Origin of the sequence: Amycolatopsis sp. GA6-003 (genome assembly GCF_046267895.1) — a bacterium.
Classification (GTDB): Bacteria; Actinomycetota; Actinomycetes; order Mycobacteriales; family Pseudonocardiaceae; genus Amycolatopsis.
Genome location: NZ_CP176499.1, coordinates 568,590 through 585,351, shown reverse-complemented (window position 1 = coordinate 585,351; position 16,762 = coordinate 568,590). Strand labels below are relative to the sequence as shown.

Genomic DNA, 16,762 nt, shown 5'->3' with positions numbered 1-16,762 from the left:
GGTCAGGTTCAGTCCGCTACTTCCACGCACCCCGCTCCCGCAGCACCTCGCGCAGCAGGTCCGGCCGGTCGGTGACGATCCCGTGCACGCCGAGGTCCAGCAGCGTCCGCATCTCCTCCGCCTCGTTGATCGTCCACGTGTGCACCTCGAACCCGCGCCGCACCGCCGACTTCACGAACGCCTCGTCCACCACCTTCAACGGCCCCTGCCGCACCGGCACCTGCGCGAGCCAGCCCGCCGAGAACCGGCTGATCTGCAGCAGCGGAGCCCAGCCGTTCGCCCACAACAGGAACGCCGACCGCGGCCCCATCGCCGTCAGCAGCTTCGGCCCGGCCAGCTTCCGCAGCCGCGCGAGCCGCGAGTCCGAAAAGGACGCCGCCGCCACCCGATCGATCGCCCCGGTCCGCTCCAGCGCCCGCACGAACGGAACCACCGCGCTGTCGGCCTTCACGTCGATGTTGAAAAACGCGTCCGGCAGCTCCTCGAGCAGATCCTCCAGCCGCGACAGCGGGGCCCGGCCGTCGATCTTGACGTCCTTGAGCTGAGCCCAGGTCTGGGTCGCGATCGCCCCGCGCCCGTCGGTCGTGCGATCAAGCGTCGGGTCGTGGTGGACGACGACGACGCCGTCCGAGGTGGCGTGCACGTCGGTCTCCAGATAGCGGTACCCCTCGGCGACCGCGCGCTGGAACGCCGGCAGCGAGTTCTCCAGCCCCTCCAGGTCGCCGATGTGCCAGCCGCGGTGGGCGAAGGCGCGGGGGAGCGAGTCGGCGAGGTACGGAAACGGTGGACGCATGCTTCCAGTCTGCGCCATCGGTGTGGCCCCGTCGTGAGAACGTGATGGACAGCTAGAGTCCGGCGGGTGAGGGAACTGGCCGAACACGCTCTGACCGGCGACGAACGCGTCGTGCCGCGCCGCACGAACGCCCCGAAACACTGCGGCTGGTGCGGCCGCCGCCTGCCCGAAGCGGGCAACGTCGGACGCCGCCGCCGCTACTGCGGACAGTCCTGCCGCCAGCGCGCCTACGAACGCCGCACCGCCCTGCAGCGCAGCGGCCTGCCCGAGGACGCGGTCGTGCTGTCGGACACCGAGATCGCCGCCCTGCAGGACCGGCTCTTCCAGCTCCGCTGCGCCGCGGAGGACATCGTGACCGCCGCACAGGACGGCGCGTCGGCGAACGAGCTGCGGCAGCTCGCGGAGGAGATCGCGGCTTCGGCGAAGGATCTCGAACAGCTCCGCTGACGTCCCTCGCTTCCTGGCTCGGAAAGCGGTCCCGACCTGCTGACTATTTTCTGTTATGCCAATTGACACAAGTGTCGTTGGCGCTCTACTGTTCCCGCCGTGGACGCACCCCGAGGGCGAGGCCGGCCCCGCAAGAACCCCGAGGCCCCGGCTCGCTGGACGCCCCCGGAAGGCTGGTCGCGGCTCGTCGCCTGGATCTCCCCGGAGGAGAAGAAGGCGCTGAAGCACGTCGCGGTCGAGGCGGACGTGCCGGTGGCGGACCTCGTCCGGTCGCTGGCGAGCGGACTGGCCGAGGGCGTCATCAGCCATGAAGAACTGCTGGGGCACGTCAGAAGAGGGAAACAGGTCATGGAGAAAATCCCCACGCTTTTCGAGCGCGACGAGCGCTTCCAGGTGATCGACCGGCCCCGCGCCGAATGCGCGTGGGTCTTCGACGGAGCCGGAGTGGGGACCGAGAAACTCGACGGCACCAACGTCCGGCTGACCGTCCGCTCCGGCCGCCTGGTCCGCGTCGAAAAACGCCGCAACCCGAGCAAAGCCCAGAAACAGCAGGGAATCGTCGACGGCTGGTACGTCGACACCGACGAGACGTCCGCCGACGACAAGTGGATCCTCGCCGCCGCGGGAAACACCGACGTCTCGGCGTGGCCGGACGGCGAGCACCCGTGCGAAGCGCTCGGGCCGCGCATCCAGGGGAACCCGCTGGCGCTGACGGACCACCTCTGCGTGCCGTTCGACTTCCAGGCGCCCACCGTGCTGGACGTCCCGCGCAGCTACGAGGGACTGCGCGAGTTCCTGGCCACTTTGGACAGCAAGTTCTCCCCGGGACACCTCGCGGAGGGCATCGTGTTCCACCACCCGGACGGACGCCGCGCGAAGATCAAGCGCAAGGACTTTCCCCGGAGCACCGCCGCGGCCTGAATGCCTGGTTGAGGGGAACGACCGCGACCGGATCGGGGAACCAGTTCGCCGCACCGGACTTCCCGCACGCACGATCTGGTTCTGGCCGGACAGCGGAGCAGTGCCGCCCGCGGACCCGTTCGGCGGGCGGCTACCGGCTCTGCCGCGCCGAGGCGAGCGGCCGCCTGGCTCTGCGGCTTAGCTCCGTTTGGGACGCGTCGGGTTCAGCTGAGCCCGAGGCAGGGGAGGAGCAGCACCTCGCGGTGCTCGCTTCGGATGGCCGAGCTTTCGCTCGGATACCGCACGCCTGCTTACGGCTGCGGACGTTCCGTCGCCTTCGCCAGAAGCTCCAGCGACGCCTCCAGCCGGTCCGCCGTCGTCCACCGGGCGCGGGTATTCCGCCTCACGTCGTCCGGATCCAGGGCGGACCAGTCGTAGGTCTGCGTCACCTCGGTACGCGTCGCGCTGAGCGGGTTCAGCTCCCAGCGCCACAGGTGCCCCGGCGCTTCCTGGCCCGGTTCCGCCGGCTGCCACGCGATCCGGCGGCCCTCTTCGAACTCGATGACCCGGTTCTCGCGGACCTTGCCGTTCTTGAGCGTGGTGATGAACGCGTCGCCGACCGCGTGGACGCGCTGACCCGGCTGGGCCTCGCCAAGGTTGTCGTTGCCGTCCCAGCTCGGCTGCTGCGACGGGTCGGCGATCAGCTCGAAAATCCGTTCCGCGGGGGCCTCGATCTCACGGCTGGCGCGCACGACGCGCGCGGGTTCGTCAGTCACCCGTTCATGCAATCACATCGGCCTCCCGCGCAGTGCCCTCTCGAGAAGAGTCGTCCCGCGCCAACCCGTTCAGCGCCCGATAGGTCCGGTTGCTCGCCGCGGCGGCGCGCTGTTCCCGGCCGGTCGCCTCGATGTAGTTCTGACTCGTCGCCAAGCTCGCGTGCCCCAGCAGGGACATGATCTCCGACGCCGTCGCACCGTCCTCCGCCAGCCGCGTGGCGAAGGTGTGCCGCAGGGCGTGGAGATTCGCGCCCGTCGGCACCCGGTCGTGCAGGCCCGCCCAGCGGTAACACGACTTCACCAGGTACTCCAGCGCACCGCGGCCGATCGGATTGCCCGCCCGGTCCCGCAGCAGCGGTTCGCTCGCCGGGAAACGCTGCCGGGGAAAGCGCCGGCGGCACGAAGCCTGGTAGTCCTGGATCAGTTTCGCCATCGCGGGCTGCACCGGAATCGACCGGTCCCGGCTGCCCTTGCCGTGGACGTGCAACCGCAGTTCGCCGTCCCGCCCGACCACCGACCGCGGGGTGAGCGCGCGCATTTCCGCTGCCCGCAAGCCCGCGACCAGCCCGAGCGCGAGTACCAGCACGTCACGTTCCGGCCAGGGATCCCGCGCGCGCCGGGCGCCGTCGGCCGCAGCGGCGAGCAGCTGCTCGGGAGTTTCCTCGCCCCGCAAGGGTTTCGGCGTGAGCGGGGGAGTCTTGGGCCGCGCGACGGCTCCCATCGGATTGCCCGGGAGCAGTCCGTCCGACACGCAGAAGGTGAGGAACTGGTTCCACGTCGACCACGCGCGCAACACCGAGCTTTTCGCGTGGTTGTCGGCAAACGCGCCGAAGGCGGCCCGCAGCACCGGCGCGGTCAGCTCCTCGACGTCCACCTCGTCGCGCCCCAGCTCCGCCAGCAGGAGAGCGGTGATCCCGGCGAGGTCGCGCCGATAGGCGGCAGTGGTGTGCGGCGAGTCCTTGCGCGGCCGCCGTGCCGCGAAGAACGCTTGCTGTGCCTCGGAAACGAGCATAGTGATCTTGTACCGCACGGCACCGACAATTTCGACGCCACCGGTTGTCTGATATATGATGCATAATCGCTATTATGCATGAAACATGGCCGCGGAAGGGGTTCGACGGGGCTTGAGAAGGGGTCGAATCCCCTTGGGGGACAGCGCTTTCCGAACCACCCTATGAACCCCGGCGGGTCTCTGCTCGATGCGCAAAGACCGCGTTCAGGCTTGCTTCGGCGTGGTGAACCGAGCTGACGCCGGGCTGGATCTGCGCCGCGTTCATCTGGTCGAGTGGATCTTCAGGACGGCCGAGTCGGCTTTGGCGCGGTGGAGAAAGTTGTTGTGCTCCAACCTCAACGTCCAGCCAGTCGTGCTTAATTCGTCACGGTGACGAATTAAGCACGACTGGGACGACCGTTCCCGTCGGGGATCCCGAGTTGTTCTCCGAGGCAGCCGCCCTCAAGGCCTGACCGGAGACCCGGATCGGGAAGCAACTGCCCGCTGGCTCCGGAGCGATCGAGCTTCACTCCGCCGCGTGCGGAGACAAGTCGTGCGACTGCGTCAGAAGCCCTCGGGAAACCTCTCCTCAACCCGCTGACCAGCAGGTCGCCGAAACGCCGATAATGTACATTATGTCAAGTAAGCGGCGGGACCGTGCTCAGCTCCGCTCGCCCAGCCGGAGCTTGATATGGGTGTTCCGGAAGGATTCTCGCAGCCCTTACCAGGCCAGCGGGCCGTTGATGTCCGAGTAGGTGCCGGTCGGGCCGTCCGTGCCGATCTGGGCCATCCGGACGATGATCTCCACGCCCTGTTCGACTGGCTGTCCGCCGCGGCGTCTGTTGATGTCCGTCTGGGTGTAGCCGGGTTCGACGGCGTTGATCCGGATTCCTGGGTACGCCTTCGCGTACTGCACGGTCACCATGTTCACCGCGGCCTTCGACGCCGGGTACGCCACTCCGCGGTAGGCGTACTGGCGCGTGGCCTGGTCGGTCATCCTGCCCAGCGATCCCAGCGCGCTGCTGACGTTCACCACCACCGGCGCGGACGATCGTTGCAGGAGCGGCAGAAACGCGTGCAGCACCCGCACGACGCCGAAGACGTTGGTTTCGAACGTTTCCCGCATCAGATCTGCGGTGGTTTCCGCCGCACCGGCCGGTTCCCCGTCGCTCTTCAGTTCGACGGCGATGCCCGCGTTGTTCACGAGGACGTCCAGTCCCCCTTCGGCCTCGACGGTTTTCGCCGCGGCGCGGACCGACGCTTCGTCGGTGACGTCGAGCAGAACGGTCCGCGCGCCGAGTTCCTCCGCCGCTCGTTGTCCTCGGGCGGCGTCGCGGGCTCCGAGGTAGACAGTGTGCCCGGCAGCGACCAAACGGCGGGCAGTTTCGTAGCCGAGTCCTTTGGTGGCACCGGTAATGAGCGTTCTGGTCATGGCGGCGAACGTAGGTGCTGGAGCGCGGACCAGGTCAAGGATCGGTGGCAGGATGGATGGATGCCGCTGCCTGAGCCGACGACGCACGACTGGTCCCGGGATCACGATCCGGAGCATCTGCGGTTGATCCGGGAGCATCCGGATCGGTACGCGCCGACCGGGAGGTGCCACCTGATTCTCGAGGTGCTCGCCTACGCCGCCGACGAGGCCCAGCATCAGGGTTCCGGCCGTGCGGTCGTCGAATTTCACCTGGACGGTTCGGTTTCCGTCGCGGACGACGGCCGCGGGACGCAAATGGCGGTCGGTGCCGACGGGCGGCCGGTGCGGAAGCCGGTCATGGCGACCAAGGACCTCCGGTACTTCGATTCTCCGCCCGCCACTCCCCTCCCCGACGGGCATCCGCGGTACGGGATGTCGGTGGTCGCGGCGTTGAGCGAATGGCTGGTGCACACGAACCGCCGGGCCGAGGGCGCGTGGACGCAGCGGTACCGGCACGGCGTTCCGGTCGGCGAGCTGGTCGCGGTGCCGTCGGACGGCACTACCGGGACGACGGTTCGGTTCCTTCCGGCGGCCGGGTTGGGCGGCGAGGTGTCGCCGGAGTCGGTGCGGCCGTTGGCGGAGCGGGTGAGCCGGGTGCTGGTGGTGGAGGTCTAGTCCACTCCCCTGGGCGGTCCCTGGCTGATGCGGCGCAGGGTGGGTTCGAGCCGGTCGAGGTCGCTGGTGGTGATCAGCTGCCGTTCGTCCCACCAGGTCGCGCCGGCTTCGGCGAGCGGGGCGATCAGGTCGCGGGCTCGGGCCGGTTCGCCGGGGCTGGCTCCGCCGACGACGAATTCGAACTTCTCCCCCGCGCCGTGTTTCCGGGCGTAGGACACGAGGTCGCGGACGTCTTCGGCGGCCGGGGCGACGCCGTGGGTGGCGTTTTTGAACAGCGGGGCGACGCCGTCCCAGCGCGCGGCGCGGCGGACCGGGCGGCGGTTGGGCCAGACGGCGGCGAGCCAGACCGGCGGGCGCGGCTGCTGGACGGTGGCGGGCCGGAGGGTGACGTCGCGGACCCGGTAGTGCTTGCCGTCGTGGTCGACGGGGTTTCCGGACCAGTAGCGGTCGAGGAGGCCGAGGCTTTCGTCGAGGTGTTCGGCGAGGACGACCGGGTCGGTGGGTTCGCCGAAGCTGCCGAATTCGTCCTGGATCGGTCCGCCGAGGCCGGCGCCGAAGACGACTCGTCCGCCGCTGAGGGCGTCGAGGGTGGCGACTTGCCGGGCCAGGTGCTCGGGGCGGCGGCGGGGCACCGCGGTGACGAGCGTGCCGATTTTGAGCTTGGTGGTCGCGAGCGCGGCCGCGGTGAGCAGGATCCAGGGGTCGCCGAAGGGCTGGTTCCGGCGGATGTCTTTGTCGTGGACCACGTGGTCCCAGAGGAACAGCGCGTCCCAGCCTTCTTGTTCGGCCGCTGCCGCTACTTTCGCCACCGTCCGCGCGTCGGCGAAGTCGCCGAAGTTCGGGATGTTGATCGAGAAGCGCATGTCAGGCATGGTCCCGGCGGGAGAGCTGGTGCGGCAAGCGAATAACGGGAGCCGTGCCCGCACCGGGCGGTGCGGGCACGGCGTTGGTTCAGACCAGGATGCCGGTGCACTTGTCGTCGATGTAGGCGCGCTTGGCGGCCTCGTCGCGGGCGGAGGTCAGGTAGCGCGACCAGGCCCGGCGTTCGTGGGCGGTGCAGTCGAGTTCGAAGATGTTCTGGGTCGGCTTGAGCGCGCCTTCCTTGGGCGGGTACGGGTGGAAGCCGTTCTCGTCGCGGCCGTAGAGCGTTTGCCACATTTCGTTGGTGTTGCGCCAGACGACCACGAGCAGGAAGTAGCCTTCGCCGTCGAGGTGGAGCATGGCGTAGCCCAGCTCGTCGCGGAATTCGAGCTGGCCCGCTTCGACTTCGGCGCGCAGGAATTCGCGGGCCTGGTCGCGGATCTCGGCCGGGGTGTCGCGGCCGGCGAGGTAGATGTCGTACCACTTGAGATGGGCGCCGGGCAGGCTGAGGTCGTCGGCGGGCACGATGGACTTCTCGACGTGCTGGTAGTCCGCGCTGATTTCGGCCAGCCGGGTGATTGCCTGGGTCATCTGCTCCCCTGTCGGTGATGGGTTCACTGGTGCGGGCGGTAGAGGGTGGTGCGTTCGAGCTCGCGGACCCGCTGGTAGTCGGCGTCGAGCCGGTCGGGGTCGGCGTTGGTGAGGTAGAGGTTTCCGGGCGAGGTGGCCAGGTCGACGGTGCGTTCGATGCGCTTGCCTGCCGGCTGGGTGACGATCAGCTCGAGGAACGATTCGAGTGCGCGGACCGGGTTCCAGCCCGCGTCGTCCGGGACGACGCCGTCCAGGGGGACGATCAGGTTCATGAACCGGACGTGGTTGAGCAGCTGGTAGGTCGGCAGCTTGCCTTCGATGACCTCCTCGGGTGCGGCGATGGTCTTGGCCAGCAGGTCGACCTGGTTCGTGCCGATCGACCGGGTCACGATGTCGGGCAGGTGCGCGCCGCCGAGCCGGGCTCCGCTTTCGACCAGGACCGGTCCGTTCGCGGTCTGCATGATCTCGGTGTGCGCGGCGCCGTTGCGGATTTCGAGGGCGTCCAGGACGCCGAGCGCGTATTCGCCGACCTGTTTGGCGTCGGGGTCGTCGTACGCCACCGGGTGTTCGTTGCTGACCATGGAGCGGGTCGCGTCGATCTGGTGCTTGCGGTAGCGCCAGATTTCGACGATGTGGTGTTTGCCTTCGCGGCTGACGGTGTTGACGAAGTATTCGTCGCCGTCGAGGTAGCCCTGTGCGAGCGCGGTGTCGTTTTTCTGGCCGTAGCGGGTGCTGGCCGCCATGATGCTGGCGTGGCCGGCGCGGATGTCGTCGGCGGTGTGGCAGAAGTGCACGTTGTCCATGCCCGCGCTGGTGGTGGGTTTGAGCACGACCGGCCATTCGCCGCGGGTCTGGGCCCACGCCACGACCTCGTCCGCGGAGGGCGAGGCGAAGCTGTCCGCGACGGCGAGGCCCGCGCGTTGGACGGCTTGCACCATGAGGTGCTTGTTCCGTCGCGCGGCCGGGGTGGTCATGCCGTTGCCCGGGGTGCCGAGTTCGGCGGACAGCGCGTCCGCCAGCAGGACGCCCGATTCCATGGCGGCGACCACGAATCCGACGCCGAGTTCGCGCAGTTTCGCCGCGGTGGCCGTGAGGTCGCCGTCGTGCTGGAGGTCGATCTCGAAGTCCTCCGGCCGGTAGCTCAGGTGCACGTCGGGGAACTCCGAGCGGACGTGCACGGGTTCCACGCCGTGGCGGCGCAGCGCGGCGGGCAGGTAGCGGCCGATGCCGTACGCGTCGACGATGGCGCATTTCATGAGCTGGCCCCCGCTTCCTCCGAGGTCTGTGCCGCGGTTTTCGCGTCGTGTTTGGTCCGGGCCACCGTGCTGATCGCGACGAGCGCGACGATGCCGACCACGCCCGCGAAGGTGATCGCGGACGGGGTGAGCCGCTGGTCCGGCAATTGCAGGAAGAACGCGAACAGCGGCGAGAGCGTGAGCAGGATCGACGCGGTGATCGGCTCGGTGTGCTTGATGCCGACCTGCAGCAGGTACAGCGGCACCGCGACGCCGACGACCGCGATCATCAGGGACGGCAGGAACGCCGTCCCGACGCCCGGGTGGTCGTTGACCGCGACGAGCGTCCAGGTCACGGCCAGCATCAGGAAGAACCGCACCGCCAGCACCGATTGCGGCTTCAGGTCCGCTTCGCTGAGCCGTTTGGAGTAGATCACGTTCGTCACCGAGCCGAGTCCGGTGAGCAGGGTGAGCGCGATGCCGATCGCGGTGTCCACAGTGGACCGTTCGCCCAGTGCGCTGCGCCCGGTGAACGATCCCCAGACCAGCATCGCGATCATCACGCCGATGAACAGCGAGATGACGACCTCGGTGCGCAGCACCTTCGTCCCAGGCCGGAGCACGGGGCTGACCAGCACGGTCAGCAGCGGGCCGAGCGCGAGCCCCACCACGTTCACGATCGCCGGTTCGAGGAACTTCAGCGCGTAGAGCATCGACAGCCAGGTCACGGCGGTCGTCACGTTGATCATGATCACGTCGGAGCGGTTGTCCCGCAGCGGCCGCAGTGCCGCGGCGGGGCCGCGTCTGATCATGTCGCCGCCGAGGAAGAACACGGCGGCGAGCGTGAACGAGATGGCCGCGACCGTCGCCGGGTCGTGTGCCTGGAGCTGGTTTCCCGCGAAGACGTCGAGCGCGGCGGTGAGGAACGCGAAGCCGGTCAGGGGCAGGAGCCCCTGAGCCAGCCGCGTCCTGGGAGTTTCGGTCACAGAAGAGTCACCTCGGGGATGCTCGCGGCAGCCCGGTTCAGAGCCTCGTCGTCGACGATCTCGTCTTCGAGCTGGCCCGCGAAGTATTTGTCGTATGCGGTCAGGTCAAAGTGTCCATGACCGGACAAGCCGAAGAGAATCGCCCGCGACTGTCCCTCTTCCTTGCAGCGCGTCGCTTCGTCGATGGCCGCGCGGATCGCGTGGGTCGACTCCGGCGCGGGCAGGATGCCTTCGGTGCGGGCGAATTGCACGCCGGCTTCGAAGCAGCCGAGCTGGCCGACCGCGATCGGGTCGATCAGCTTCTCCTCGATGGCGCGGCTGATCAGCGGGCCGATGCCGTGGGCGCGCAGGCCGCCCGCGTGCACGGCGGGCGGCACGAATTTGTGGCCGAGGGTGTGCATCCGGAAGAGCGGGCCGAGCTGGCCGGTGTCGCTGTAGTCGTAGGCGATGCTGCCCTTGGTGAGCGTCGGGCAGGCGGCGGGTTCGACGGCGACGACGCGGACCTGGGGGCCGCCGCGCAGCTGTTTGCCGAGGAACGGGAACGACAGTCCGGCCAGGTTGCTGCCGCCGCCGGAGCAGCCGATGACGATGTCGGGGTAGTCGTCGGCCAGGTCCATCTGCAGCAGCGCTTCCTGGCCGATCACGGTCTGGTGCGCCAGGACGTGGTTGGCCGCGCTGCCGAGGGTGTAGCCGAGCGTCGGGTCCTGGCTCGCGACCTCCAGTGCTTCCGAGGTCGCGATGCCGAGGCTGCCCGGCGAGTCGGGGTCTTCGGCGAGGATCGCGCGTCCGGCGGCGGTTTCGACGCTGGGGCTGGGGATGCAGACCGCGCCGAAGGACTCCATCAGCGCGCGGCGGTAGGGCTTCTGCTCGAAGCTCACCTTGACCATGAAGACCTTGGCGGTCATGCCGAACATCGACGAGCTGAGCGCGGCCGCGCTCCCCCACTGGCCCGCGCCGGTCTCGGTGACGAGGCCGGTCTTGCCGGCGAGCTTGTTGTAGTACGCCTGCGGGATGCCGGTGTTCGGCTTGTGGCTGCCGGTCGGGGCGACGCCTTCGTACTTGTAGTAGATGCGCGCCGGGGTGTCGAGCGCGCGCTCCAGCCGGCGGGCGCGGAACAGCGGCGAGGGCCGCCACTGCGCGAGGAGCTGGCGGACCGGCCCGGGGATCTCGAATTCGCGCTCGGTGCTGGTCTCCTGGTCGGCCAGCTGCTCGGGCATCACCTGCAGCAGTTCGTCGCGTGAGAGCGGCTGTCCGGTCGCCGGGTTGAGCGCGGCGGGCTGGTCGGTTCCCGGCAGGTCGGCGGCGATGTTGTACCAGGTGGTCGGGATGTCCTTCTCGGCGAGCTGGAACTTGATCTTCTCCACCATCGTCCTTACGTGCTCTGGGTTCAGTGTGCGGTCGGGATCGGAGCGGCTTCGTCCGCGAGGGAGCCCGCGGTGGTTTTCTTGCCGGAGCTGGCGAAGAGCAGCGGATGCGCCTGCCGGATGCCGTCGACGACCTGGTCGTAGGGCACGTCGTCGAAGTCGCCGTGCATCCGCAGGAATTCCATGTGCCTGCGGCCGAGTTCGTCGTAGGGGTGGTACAGGCTGTCCGAGCGGCCGTCGAACTCGAGCGGCGCGATTTTGTACAGCCGGCACAGCAGTTTGTTGAAGACCGGGGTGGCCTTCACCCACTTTCCGTCCAGGTGCACGGAGGCGAGGCTGTGGTAGCGGAAGACGTCGCCGCCGACGAGCTGGCGCAGCCGTTCGGACGCGAGGTGGTTGCGCACGTCGCCGTAGACGATCCGGCTGGGGATGCCGACGGAGCGCACGGCGGCGGCGTACACGATGGATTTGTGGACGCAGAAGCCGAATCCGGCTTCGATGACCGAACTCGCTTTCAGGCCCGACCGCGAGAGGTCGGCGCCGTACACCTCGTAGCGGATGCCGTCGCGCACCGCGTAGTAGAGCGCGATCGCTTTGTCCGTGTCGGTCTTCGCGTCCTTGCCCGACAGTGCGTTCTCGACGAACGTCCGCACGGTCGGCGATTCGTAGTCGAGGAATTCGGTGGGACGGGTGAGCCGGTCCGGCTCGGGATTCATTGCTGGTCACGCCCTTTCGCTGAGGTGGCGCGGTGGAGGCCGAGGAGGGTGGAGATCCGCTGTTTCTGGACCTCCGTGGTGCCCGAGTAGATGGTTCCGCCGACGGCGTTGCGCAGTTCCTTCTCCAGGCCGTATTCGGCGGTGTAGCCGTATCCGCCGAAGATCTGGATCGCCGAGAGCGCCGAGCGCACGTTGGCTTCGCTGCTCACGAGCTTGGCGATGGCGAGGTCGGTGGCGACGTCCTCGTTCGCGGCGAGCTTCTCGGCGGTGTCGAAGAGCCATTTGCGCGAGGTCTCGACGTCGATCTTCATCTCGACGATCCGGTTCGCGATCGACTGGTAGGAGCCGATGTGCGCGCCGAACTGGGTGCGGGTGCGGGCGTAGTCGACGCACCGCTCCAGCCGGTGGCGCATCTCGCCGGCGTTGATGACGAAGGAGCACAGGATCTCCCACTTCATCACGTGGTCGAGCACCAGGAACCCGGCCCCGACCGAGCCGACGACGTTGCTCTTCGGGACGCGGACGTCGTCGAGGAACAGCTCGCACAGCGGCGACGTCCGCAGGCCCATCTTCTGGATCGGCTTGCCCGCGGAGAGTCCCGGCGTGCCGCGTTCGACCAGGAACGCGGTGAGGCCCGCCGGGTTCTCCGGCTTGCCGGTGCGGGCGTAGACCACGATCAGGTCGGCGATCGGGCCGTTGCTGACGAACGCCTTGGCTCCGTTGAGCACGAAGCCGTCGCCGTCGGCCGCCGCGGTCGTGCGCATGCGCATGATGTCCGAGCCGCCCTCGGGCTCGGTGATGGCGTGCGCGCCGATCGCGGTGCCCGCGCAGATCCCCGGCAGGTGCCGGGATTTCAGCGCCGCGCGGCCGAACCGGTTGAGCGCGACGCCCACGCTCACGATCTGCGTCGACGCGGAGAAGTTGAGCCCGCCGTCGCGGCAGCTCTCGCCGAGCGCCTCCAGGACGTGCATCGTGGTGACGAGGTCCTGGCCGAGCCCGCCGTACTCCTCGGCGAAGGGAAGGCCGAACAGCCCGGTCTCGGCGAGCTGCTTCCATCCGGTTTCGGAGAAGGAGCCGGTGCGGTCTCGTTCGACGTGCCCGGCGCCGAGCGCGGGGCCGATCGCGCGGATCGCCTCCCGCAGCTCGCGCTGGTGGTCGTTCGCCTTCGGCACGGGGTCGGTCCTCAGTACTCGGAGAATTCGTCGGTGTCGAGCTGGTGGCGTTCGTCGCCGTGCAGCGGCGGGTTGAAGACGCTGATCAGCACGAGGTCGCTGTCCGGCGCGGCCATCAGGAAGTGCGGGTCGTGCTCGTCCAGCGCGTACATCACGCCGGGCGTGATCTCGTGCGTGACGGCGCCGTCGCTGGTCATCACCGAGCCGCGGCCGGCGATGCAGTAGCACGCCTCCAGGTGCCTGCGGTACTGCAGCAGCGACTTCGTGCCCGCTCGCACGAGCGTGTGGCACAGGGTGAAGCCCATGCCGTCGGTTTCGAGCAGAAACCGGTGGCTGGTCCCGTTGCCCCATTCGACGACCTTGACCTCGTCTTTTCTCCGGACGATCATGCTGGTCCCCCAAGGAGGTGAGGTGGGTTTACTTGCGGGTGGCGGTGCTCTCGACGAACTCGCGGATCGCGTCGACCGACCGGAAGTTGTCCGGCGAGATCTCGACCTCGTCGAGCGGGATCTGGAAGTGCTGCTCGACCCACGAGATGAGGGCGAGCAGGCCCAGGCTGTCGACGACGCCGTTGTCGAGCAGGTCGTAGGAGGTCTCCAGCTCTTCGCTCGGCGTGTCCGGCAGATACTTCGCGAGGATGTGCGCTTTGACGGCTTCGGTGGTGGTCATGACTCCCCTGCCAGCAGTTCTTTTCTGATCCGCTTCCGGTCGACCTTGCCGGTCGAGGTGAGCGGCAGCGCGGTGTCGACGATCTGGATGACCGACGGGATCGCCGCCCGGACGAGCCGCTGCGCGCAGTGCTGCCGCAGTCCCAGTCCGGTGAGGCGTGCGGAGCGGCGCCGGACGACCGCGTGCAGCCGTTGCCCCGCTTGGGGATCCGGCAGCGCCACGACGCCGACCTCGGCGGTTTCCGGGTGCTCGGCGATCACGCGCTCGACGTCTTCGAGGCCGACGCGCACGCCGCGCACCTTGACCTGGAAATCGGTGCGGCCGGCGAGCGTCAGGACGCCGTCCTCGGTGCGCGAGACCAGGTCGCCGGACCGGAAGTACGGCACGCCGTCGGGCCCGGTGACGAAGCGCGCGTTGTCCTCCCCCAGGTAGCCGCGGGTCTGGAACGGCGTGGACACCCACAGTTCGCCGGTGCCCGCGCCGGTCAGCTCGGTACCGTCGTCGGCGACGATCCTCGCCCGGACTCCCGGCAGCGGCCTGCCCAGCGGCAGCACTTCGTGCGCGTCGGCCTCGTGTCCGTCGAACGAGTGGAGGAAGCTGTCGTTGGTTTCCGTGCAGCCGTAGACGTTGTGGAACCGCGCGCTCGGGAACATTTTCGGCAGTTCGGCGCGCAGCGGGCGCGGGGTGTGGTCCCCGGTCAGCACGACGTGCCGCACGCTCGGGAACTGGGTGCCGGACGAGCGCACGGCGTCGGCGACGATCCGGAAGAACATCGGCACGGCCTGCACCACGTGCGGTTCGGCGTGCAGCAGTTCGACCAGGTGGCGCGGGTTCACCGCGTGGTCGGCCTCGACCAGCGTGGCCCGGCCGCCCGCCCGCAGGGTCGCCCAGACGTCGAGCAGGCACAGGTCGAAGTTCAGCGGCGCGTAGTTCAGCACGTCCACGCCCGGGCCGAGCCCGAACTGCTCGACGGCCCAGTGCATGAACCGGTCGGTGGGCTCCTCGGCGAGCGGCACGATCTTCGGCGTTCCGGTGGACCCGGAGGTCGTGAGGAGGAACCGGACGTCGCCGCTCGGGCCGGCGGGCGTTTCCGTCGCGCGCAGCTCGATCCCGGACGCGCCGCCTTCGGCCACGTGCTCGCAGCCTGCCCGCTCGACCAGTTCGGCCAGCGCTGTCCGGCCGAGGTCCGGCGAGGGCAGCAGCACGGCGCGGCGGGCCAGCACGCAGGCGAGCACGAACGCGACCGTCTCGGGCGATTTCGGGGCCACGACCGCGACCGGGCCTTCGCCGGGCTGGGCCGCGAGTTCGGCTTGCGCCTGCCGGACGAGGCCGGCGAGTTCGGCGTAGCTGACGTCGGCGCCGCGCCACCGCAACGCCCCGGCCCGCGGCTGCGTTTCCGCGAGCGCCAGCACGTCCTCGGTCAACCCGGTCACGTCGCGTTCCCGTTGCCCGCCGGAGCGACCGCGCGCGTGCCGCGAAAAAGATTTTCCGGGTCGTACTGCTGTTTGACCCGGACCAGCCGGGCGTAAATGTCCGCGCCGTACGTTTCGACCGCGCCCGCCGGATTGTCCTCGAGGGAAATGTAGTTCACGTAGCCGCCCGGGCATTCCCATTCCCGCAAATCGGCCACGGTCTGCCGGGCCCACGCGATTCCCGGCCCGTCGAGTTCCGGATCGTCCCAGGATCCGTATGCGCTCACCATGAACGGGGCCTGGCGCTGCGGAAAGGCGGAATCGTCCGTGCTGCCGCGCGCGATCGCGCCGAGCAGGAATTCGATGTCGATCGATCCGGTGCCCGACGGATTGGCTCCGGCCGCGGCGACCAATCGGTCGACGGCCTCGTCGCTCAATTCGGAGACATATCCCGATTTGGTGTAGTACCGGCGTCCGTCCGGCGCGCCTTCGTCGCCCATCGTCTGCAGTTCCAGGTACGTCATCGCCTTCTCGGTGACCGGGGCCTGCGGCAGCGCGGCGAAGAGCGCGTCCGCTTCGTCCCGGCTCTTTTCCTCGTCGGCCGAGCAAACGGAGAGGAACTCCAGCACCGGACGGCCGCGCAGCCCGTCCGGGACCGGGTCGGCGGGTTTCGCGTGGCGCAGCCCGCCGAGCAAGTGGAAGTCGTCGGAAAGCGTTTCGGTGAATGCGCGGTAAACGCGCAGCGCCGCGGCGGCGTCGTCGCCCGCGTACAGGCCCGTCCGCACGAGGAAACCCCCGACCGGGCGCAGGCGCAGCCGGAACTTCGTGACGATGCCGAAGTTCCCGCCGCCGCCGCGCAGGGCCCACAGCAGGTCCTGGTGCCGGTCCGCCGATGCCTCGACCACCGAGCCATCGGCGAGCACCACCTCGGCCGAGACGATGTGGTCGCAGGTCAGGCCCCATTTGCGCGCCCGCCAGCCGTACCCGCCGCCCAGCGCGAGCCCGCTGAGGCCGGTGTAGGAGAACACCCCCGCGGGGCAGGCCAGGCCGTGTTCGGCGGTGGCGAGGTCGACGTCGCGCAGCAGGCAGCCGCCGTCCGCCTCGGCGATCCTGCTCCCGGCGTCGACCCGCACCCGCCGCATCGGGGACAGGTCGATCAGCACCCCGCCCTCGACCACGGAGGTGCCCGCGACATTGTGCCCGCCGCACCGCACGGACAGCGGAAGCCCGGCGCCGCGCGCATAGCGCACGGCCGCGCTGACGTCGGAGGCGGAACGGCACCGCGCGATCACCGCCGGCCTCCGGTCGATCATTCCGTTCCAGATCCGGCGGGCTTTGTCGAACGCGCCGTCCCCGGGCGAAAGAAGTTCTCCTTGAAAAGCCTCGCGCAGCTCTTTAAGATCGGAAAGATCGCGCAACGAATGATCGACGGTCGACGAGTTCACCGAAGTTCCCCACGTTCTTTCTGCGGCCGCCGGGCGGCCGCGGTCAGATACCGGAAGAAATAGCTCGAACACCGGCCGCCAGGACACGGCGGACAGTTGTTCGCACACCACCGCAAAGCAAGGATTCGCGGACGGGCGCCGCGTCACGTCCCGGTGATTATCACGGCGCACACACCGTTGAAGCCCCCCAGCCCCTCTGAGCGCACCCCTGTCGGCAGCGCCTCCCGGTAGTTGACAGTAGCGTCGAGGAACGGCCGGAGGCAAGCGACCGGACCCAAATTCCCCAAATTCCAGGGCGCAATTTCCCATTGTTCCCCG

18 protein-coding genes are annotated in these 16,762 nt (G+C 69.0%); 3 read left to right on the top strand and 15 right to left on the bottom strand.

The features are described 5' to 3' along the window. Positions 1-16: 16 nt before the first annotated feature. A complete protein-coding gene (locus F9C12_RS02765; RefSeq protein ID WP_409180400.1) occupies positions 17-793 on the bottom strand; it encodes a glycerophosphodiester phosphodiesterase in 777 nt (258 codons plus the stop codon). Between the two features lie 66 nt (positions 794-859). Here F9C12_RS02765 and F9C12_RS02760 point away from each other — a divergent pair, with 66 nt between their 5' ends. Next, positions 860-1,240 (top strand): hypothetical protein, encoded by a 381-nt coding sequence (locus F9C12_RS02760; protein WP_409180399.1) that lies wholly within the window; start codon positions 860-862, stop codon positions 1,238-1,240. A gap of 99 nt (positions 1,241-1,339) precedes the next feature. Continuing rightward, entirely contained in the window at positions 1,340-2,161 is an 822-nt protein-coding gene (locus F9C12_RS02755; protein ID WP_409464619.1) for a hypothetical protein, read from the top strand. Between the two features lie 290 nt (positions 2,162-2,451). On the opposite strand, the gene F9C12_RS02750 is transcribed toward F9C12_RS02755, so the two are convergent. The 3 genes from F9C12_RS02750 to F9C12_RS02740 all read right to left on the bottom strand — a co-directional run bounded on the left by F9C12_RS02750 (position 2,452) and on the right by F9C12_RS02740 (position 5,339). Next, entirely contained in the window at positions 2,452-2,916 is a 465-nt protein-coding gene (locus tag F9C12_RS02750; protein ID WP_409464618.1) for an SRPBCC family protein, read from the bottom strand. 4 nt (positions 2,917-2,920) lie between these two features. Then, positions 2,921-3,946: a tyrosine-type recombinase/integrase gene (locus F9C12_RS02745; RefSeq protein ID WP_409464617.1), complete on the bottom strand. Its 1,026-nt coding sequence runs from the start codon at positions 3,944-3,946 to the stop codon at positions 2,921-2,923. A 682-nt stretch (positions 3,947-4,628) separates the two neighbouring features. Next, positions 4,629-5,339 carry an SDR family NAD(P)-dependent oxidoreductase gene (locus F9C12_RS02740; RefSeq protein ID WP_409464616.1) on the bottom strand — a complete coding sequence of 237 codons (711 nt, stop codon included), beginning with the start codon at positions 5,337-5,339 and terminating at the stop codon, positions 4,629-4,631. 60 nt (positions 5,340-5,399) lie between these two features. Between F9C12_RS02740 and F9C12_RS02735 the strand changes: the two genes are divergently transcribed. Continuing rightward, positions 5,400-5,993, top strand: a complete 594-nt coding sequence (locus tag F9C12_RS02735) for a hypothetical protein (protein ID WP_409464615.1) — start codon at positions 5,400-5,402, stop codon at positions 5,991-5,993. Here the strand turns inward: F9C12_RS02735 and F9C12_RS02730 are convergent. The 11 genes from F9C12_RS02730 to F9C12_RS02680 all read right to left on the bottom strand — a co-directional run bounded on the left by F9C12_RS02730 (position 5,990) and on the right by F9C12_RS02680 (position 16,444). Then, positions 5,990-6,856: an LLM class flavin-dependent oxidoreductase gene (locus F9C12_RS02730; RefSeq protein ID WP_409464614.1), complete on the bottom strand. Its 867-nt coding sequence runs from the start codon at positions 6,854-6,856 to the stop codon at positions 5,990-5,992. The genes F9C12_RS02735 and F9C12_RS02730 overlap by 4 nt on opposite strands. A gap of 88 nt (positions 6,857-6,944) precedes the next feature. After that, a complete protein-coding gene (locus F9C12_RS02725) occupies positions 6,945-7,445 on the bottom strand; it encodes a hypothetical protein (protein ID WP_409464613.1) in 501 nt (166 codons plus the stop codon). 23 nt (positions 7,446-7,468) lie between these two features. Continuing rightward, positions 7,469-8,701 (bottom strand): ATP-grasp domain-containing protein, encoded by a 1,233-nt coding sequence (locus tag F9C12_RS02720; RefSeq protein WP_409180391.1) that lies wholly within the window; start codon positions 8,699-8,701, stop codon positions 7,469-7,471. Next, the gene (locus F9C12_RS02715; protein ID WP_409180390.1) at positions 8,698-9,666 is read right to left on the bottom strand and encodes an EamA family transporter; all 969 of its coding nucleotides are present in this window, start codon (positions 9,664-9,666) and stop codon (positions 8,698-8,700) included. Before F9C12_RS02715 ends, F9C12_RS02720 begins: the two co-directional genes overlap by 4 nt. Further along, positions 9,663-11,033 (bottom strand): TrpB-like pyridoxal phosphate-dependent enzyme, encoded by a 1,371-nt coding sequence (locus tag F9C12_RS02710; RefSeq protein WP_409180389.1) that lies wholly within the window; start codon positions 11,031-11,033, stop codon positions 9,663-9,665. The genes F9C12_RS02715 and F9C12_RS02710 overlap by 4 nt, the downstream gene beginning before the upstream one ends. A 20-nt stretch (positions 11,034-11,053) precedes the next feature. Further along, complete coding sequence (locus tag F9C12_RS02705; RefSeq protein WP_409180388.1) at positions 11,054-11,746, bottom strand: transglutaminase-like domain-containing protein; 693 nt, start codon at positions 11,744-11,746, stop codon at positions 11,054-11,056. Continuing rightward, positions 11,743-12,918, bottom strand: a complete 1,176-nt coding sequence (locus tag F9C12_RS02700) for an acyl-CoA dehydrogenase family protein (protein ID WP_409180387.1) — start codon at positions 12,916-12,918, stop codon at positions 11,743-11,745. Before F9C12_RS02700 ends, F9C12_RS02705 begins: the two co-directional genes overlap by 4 nt. Positions 12,919-12,929: 11 nt before the next feature. After that, a complete protein-coding gene (locus F9C12_RS02695; RefSeq protein ID WP_409180386.1) occupies positions 12,930-13,307 on the bottom strand; it encodes an ectoine synthase in 378 nt (125 codons plus the stop codon). Positions 13,308-13,335: 28 nt separating this feature from the next. Next, positions 13,336-13,587 (bottom strand): phosphopantetheine-binding protein, encoded by a 252-nt coding sequence (locus tag F9C12_RS02690; protein WP_409180385.1) that lies wholly within the window; start codon positions 13,585-13,587, stop codon positions 13,336-13,338. Continuing rightward, positions 13,584-15,020, bottom strand: a complete 1,437-nt coding sequence (locus F9C12_RS02685) for an AMP-binding protein (RefSeq protein ID WP_409464612.1) — start codon at positions 15,018-15,020, stop codon at positions 13,584-13,586. The genes F9C12_RS02690 and F9C12_RS02685 overlap by 4 nt, the downstream gene beginning before the upstream one ends. Beyond that, entirely contained in the window at positions 15,017-16,444 is a 1,428-nt protein-coding gene (locus tag F9C12_RS02680) for an FAD-binding oxidoreductase (RefSeq protein ID WP_409464611.1), read from the bottom strand. Before F9C12_RS02680 ends, F9C12_RS02685 begins: the two co-directional genes overlap by 4 nt. Positions 16,445-16,762 lie beyond the last annotated feature (318 nt).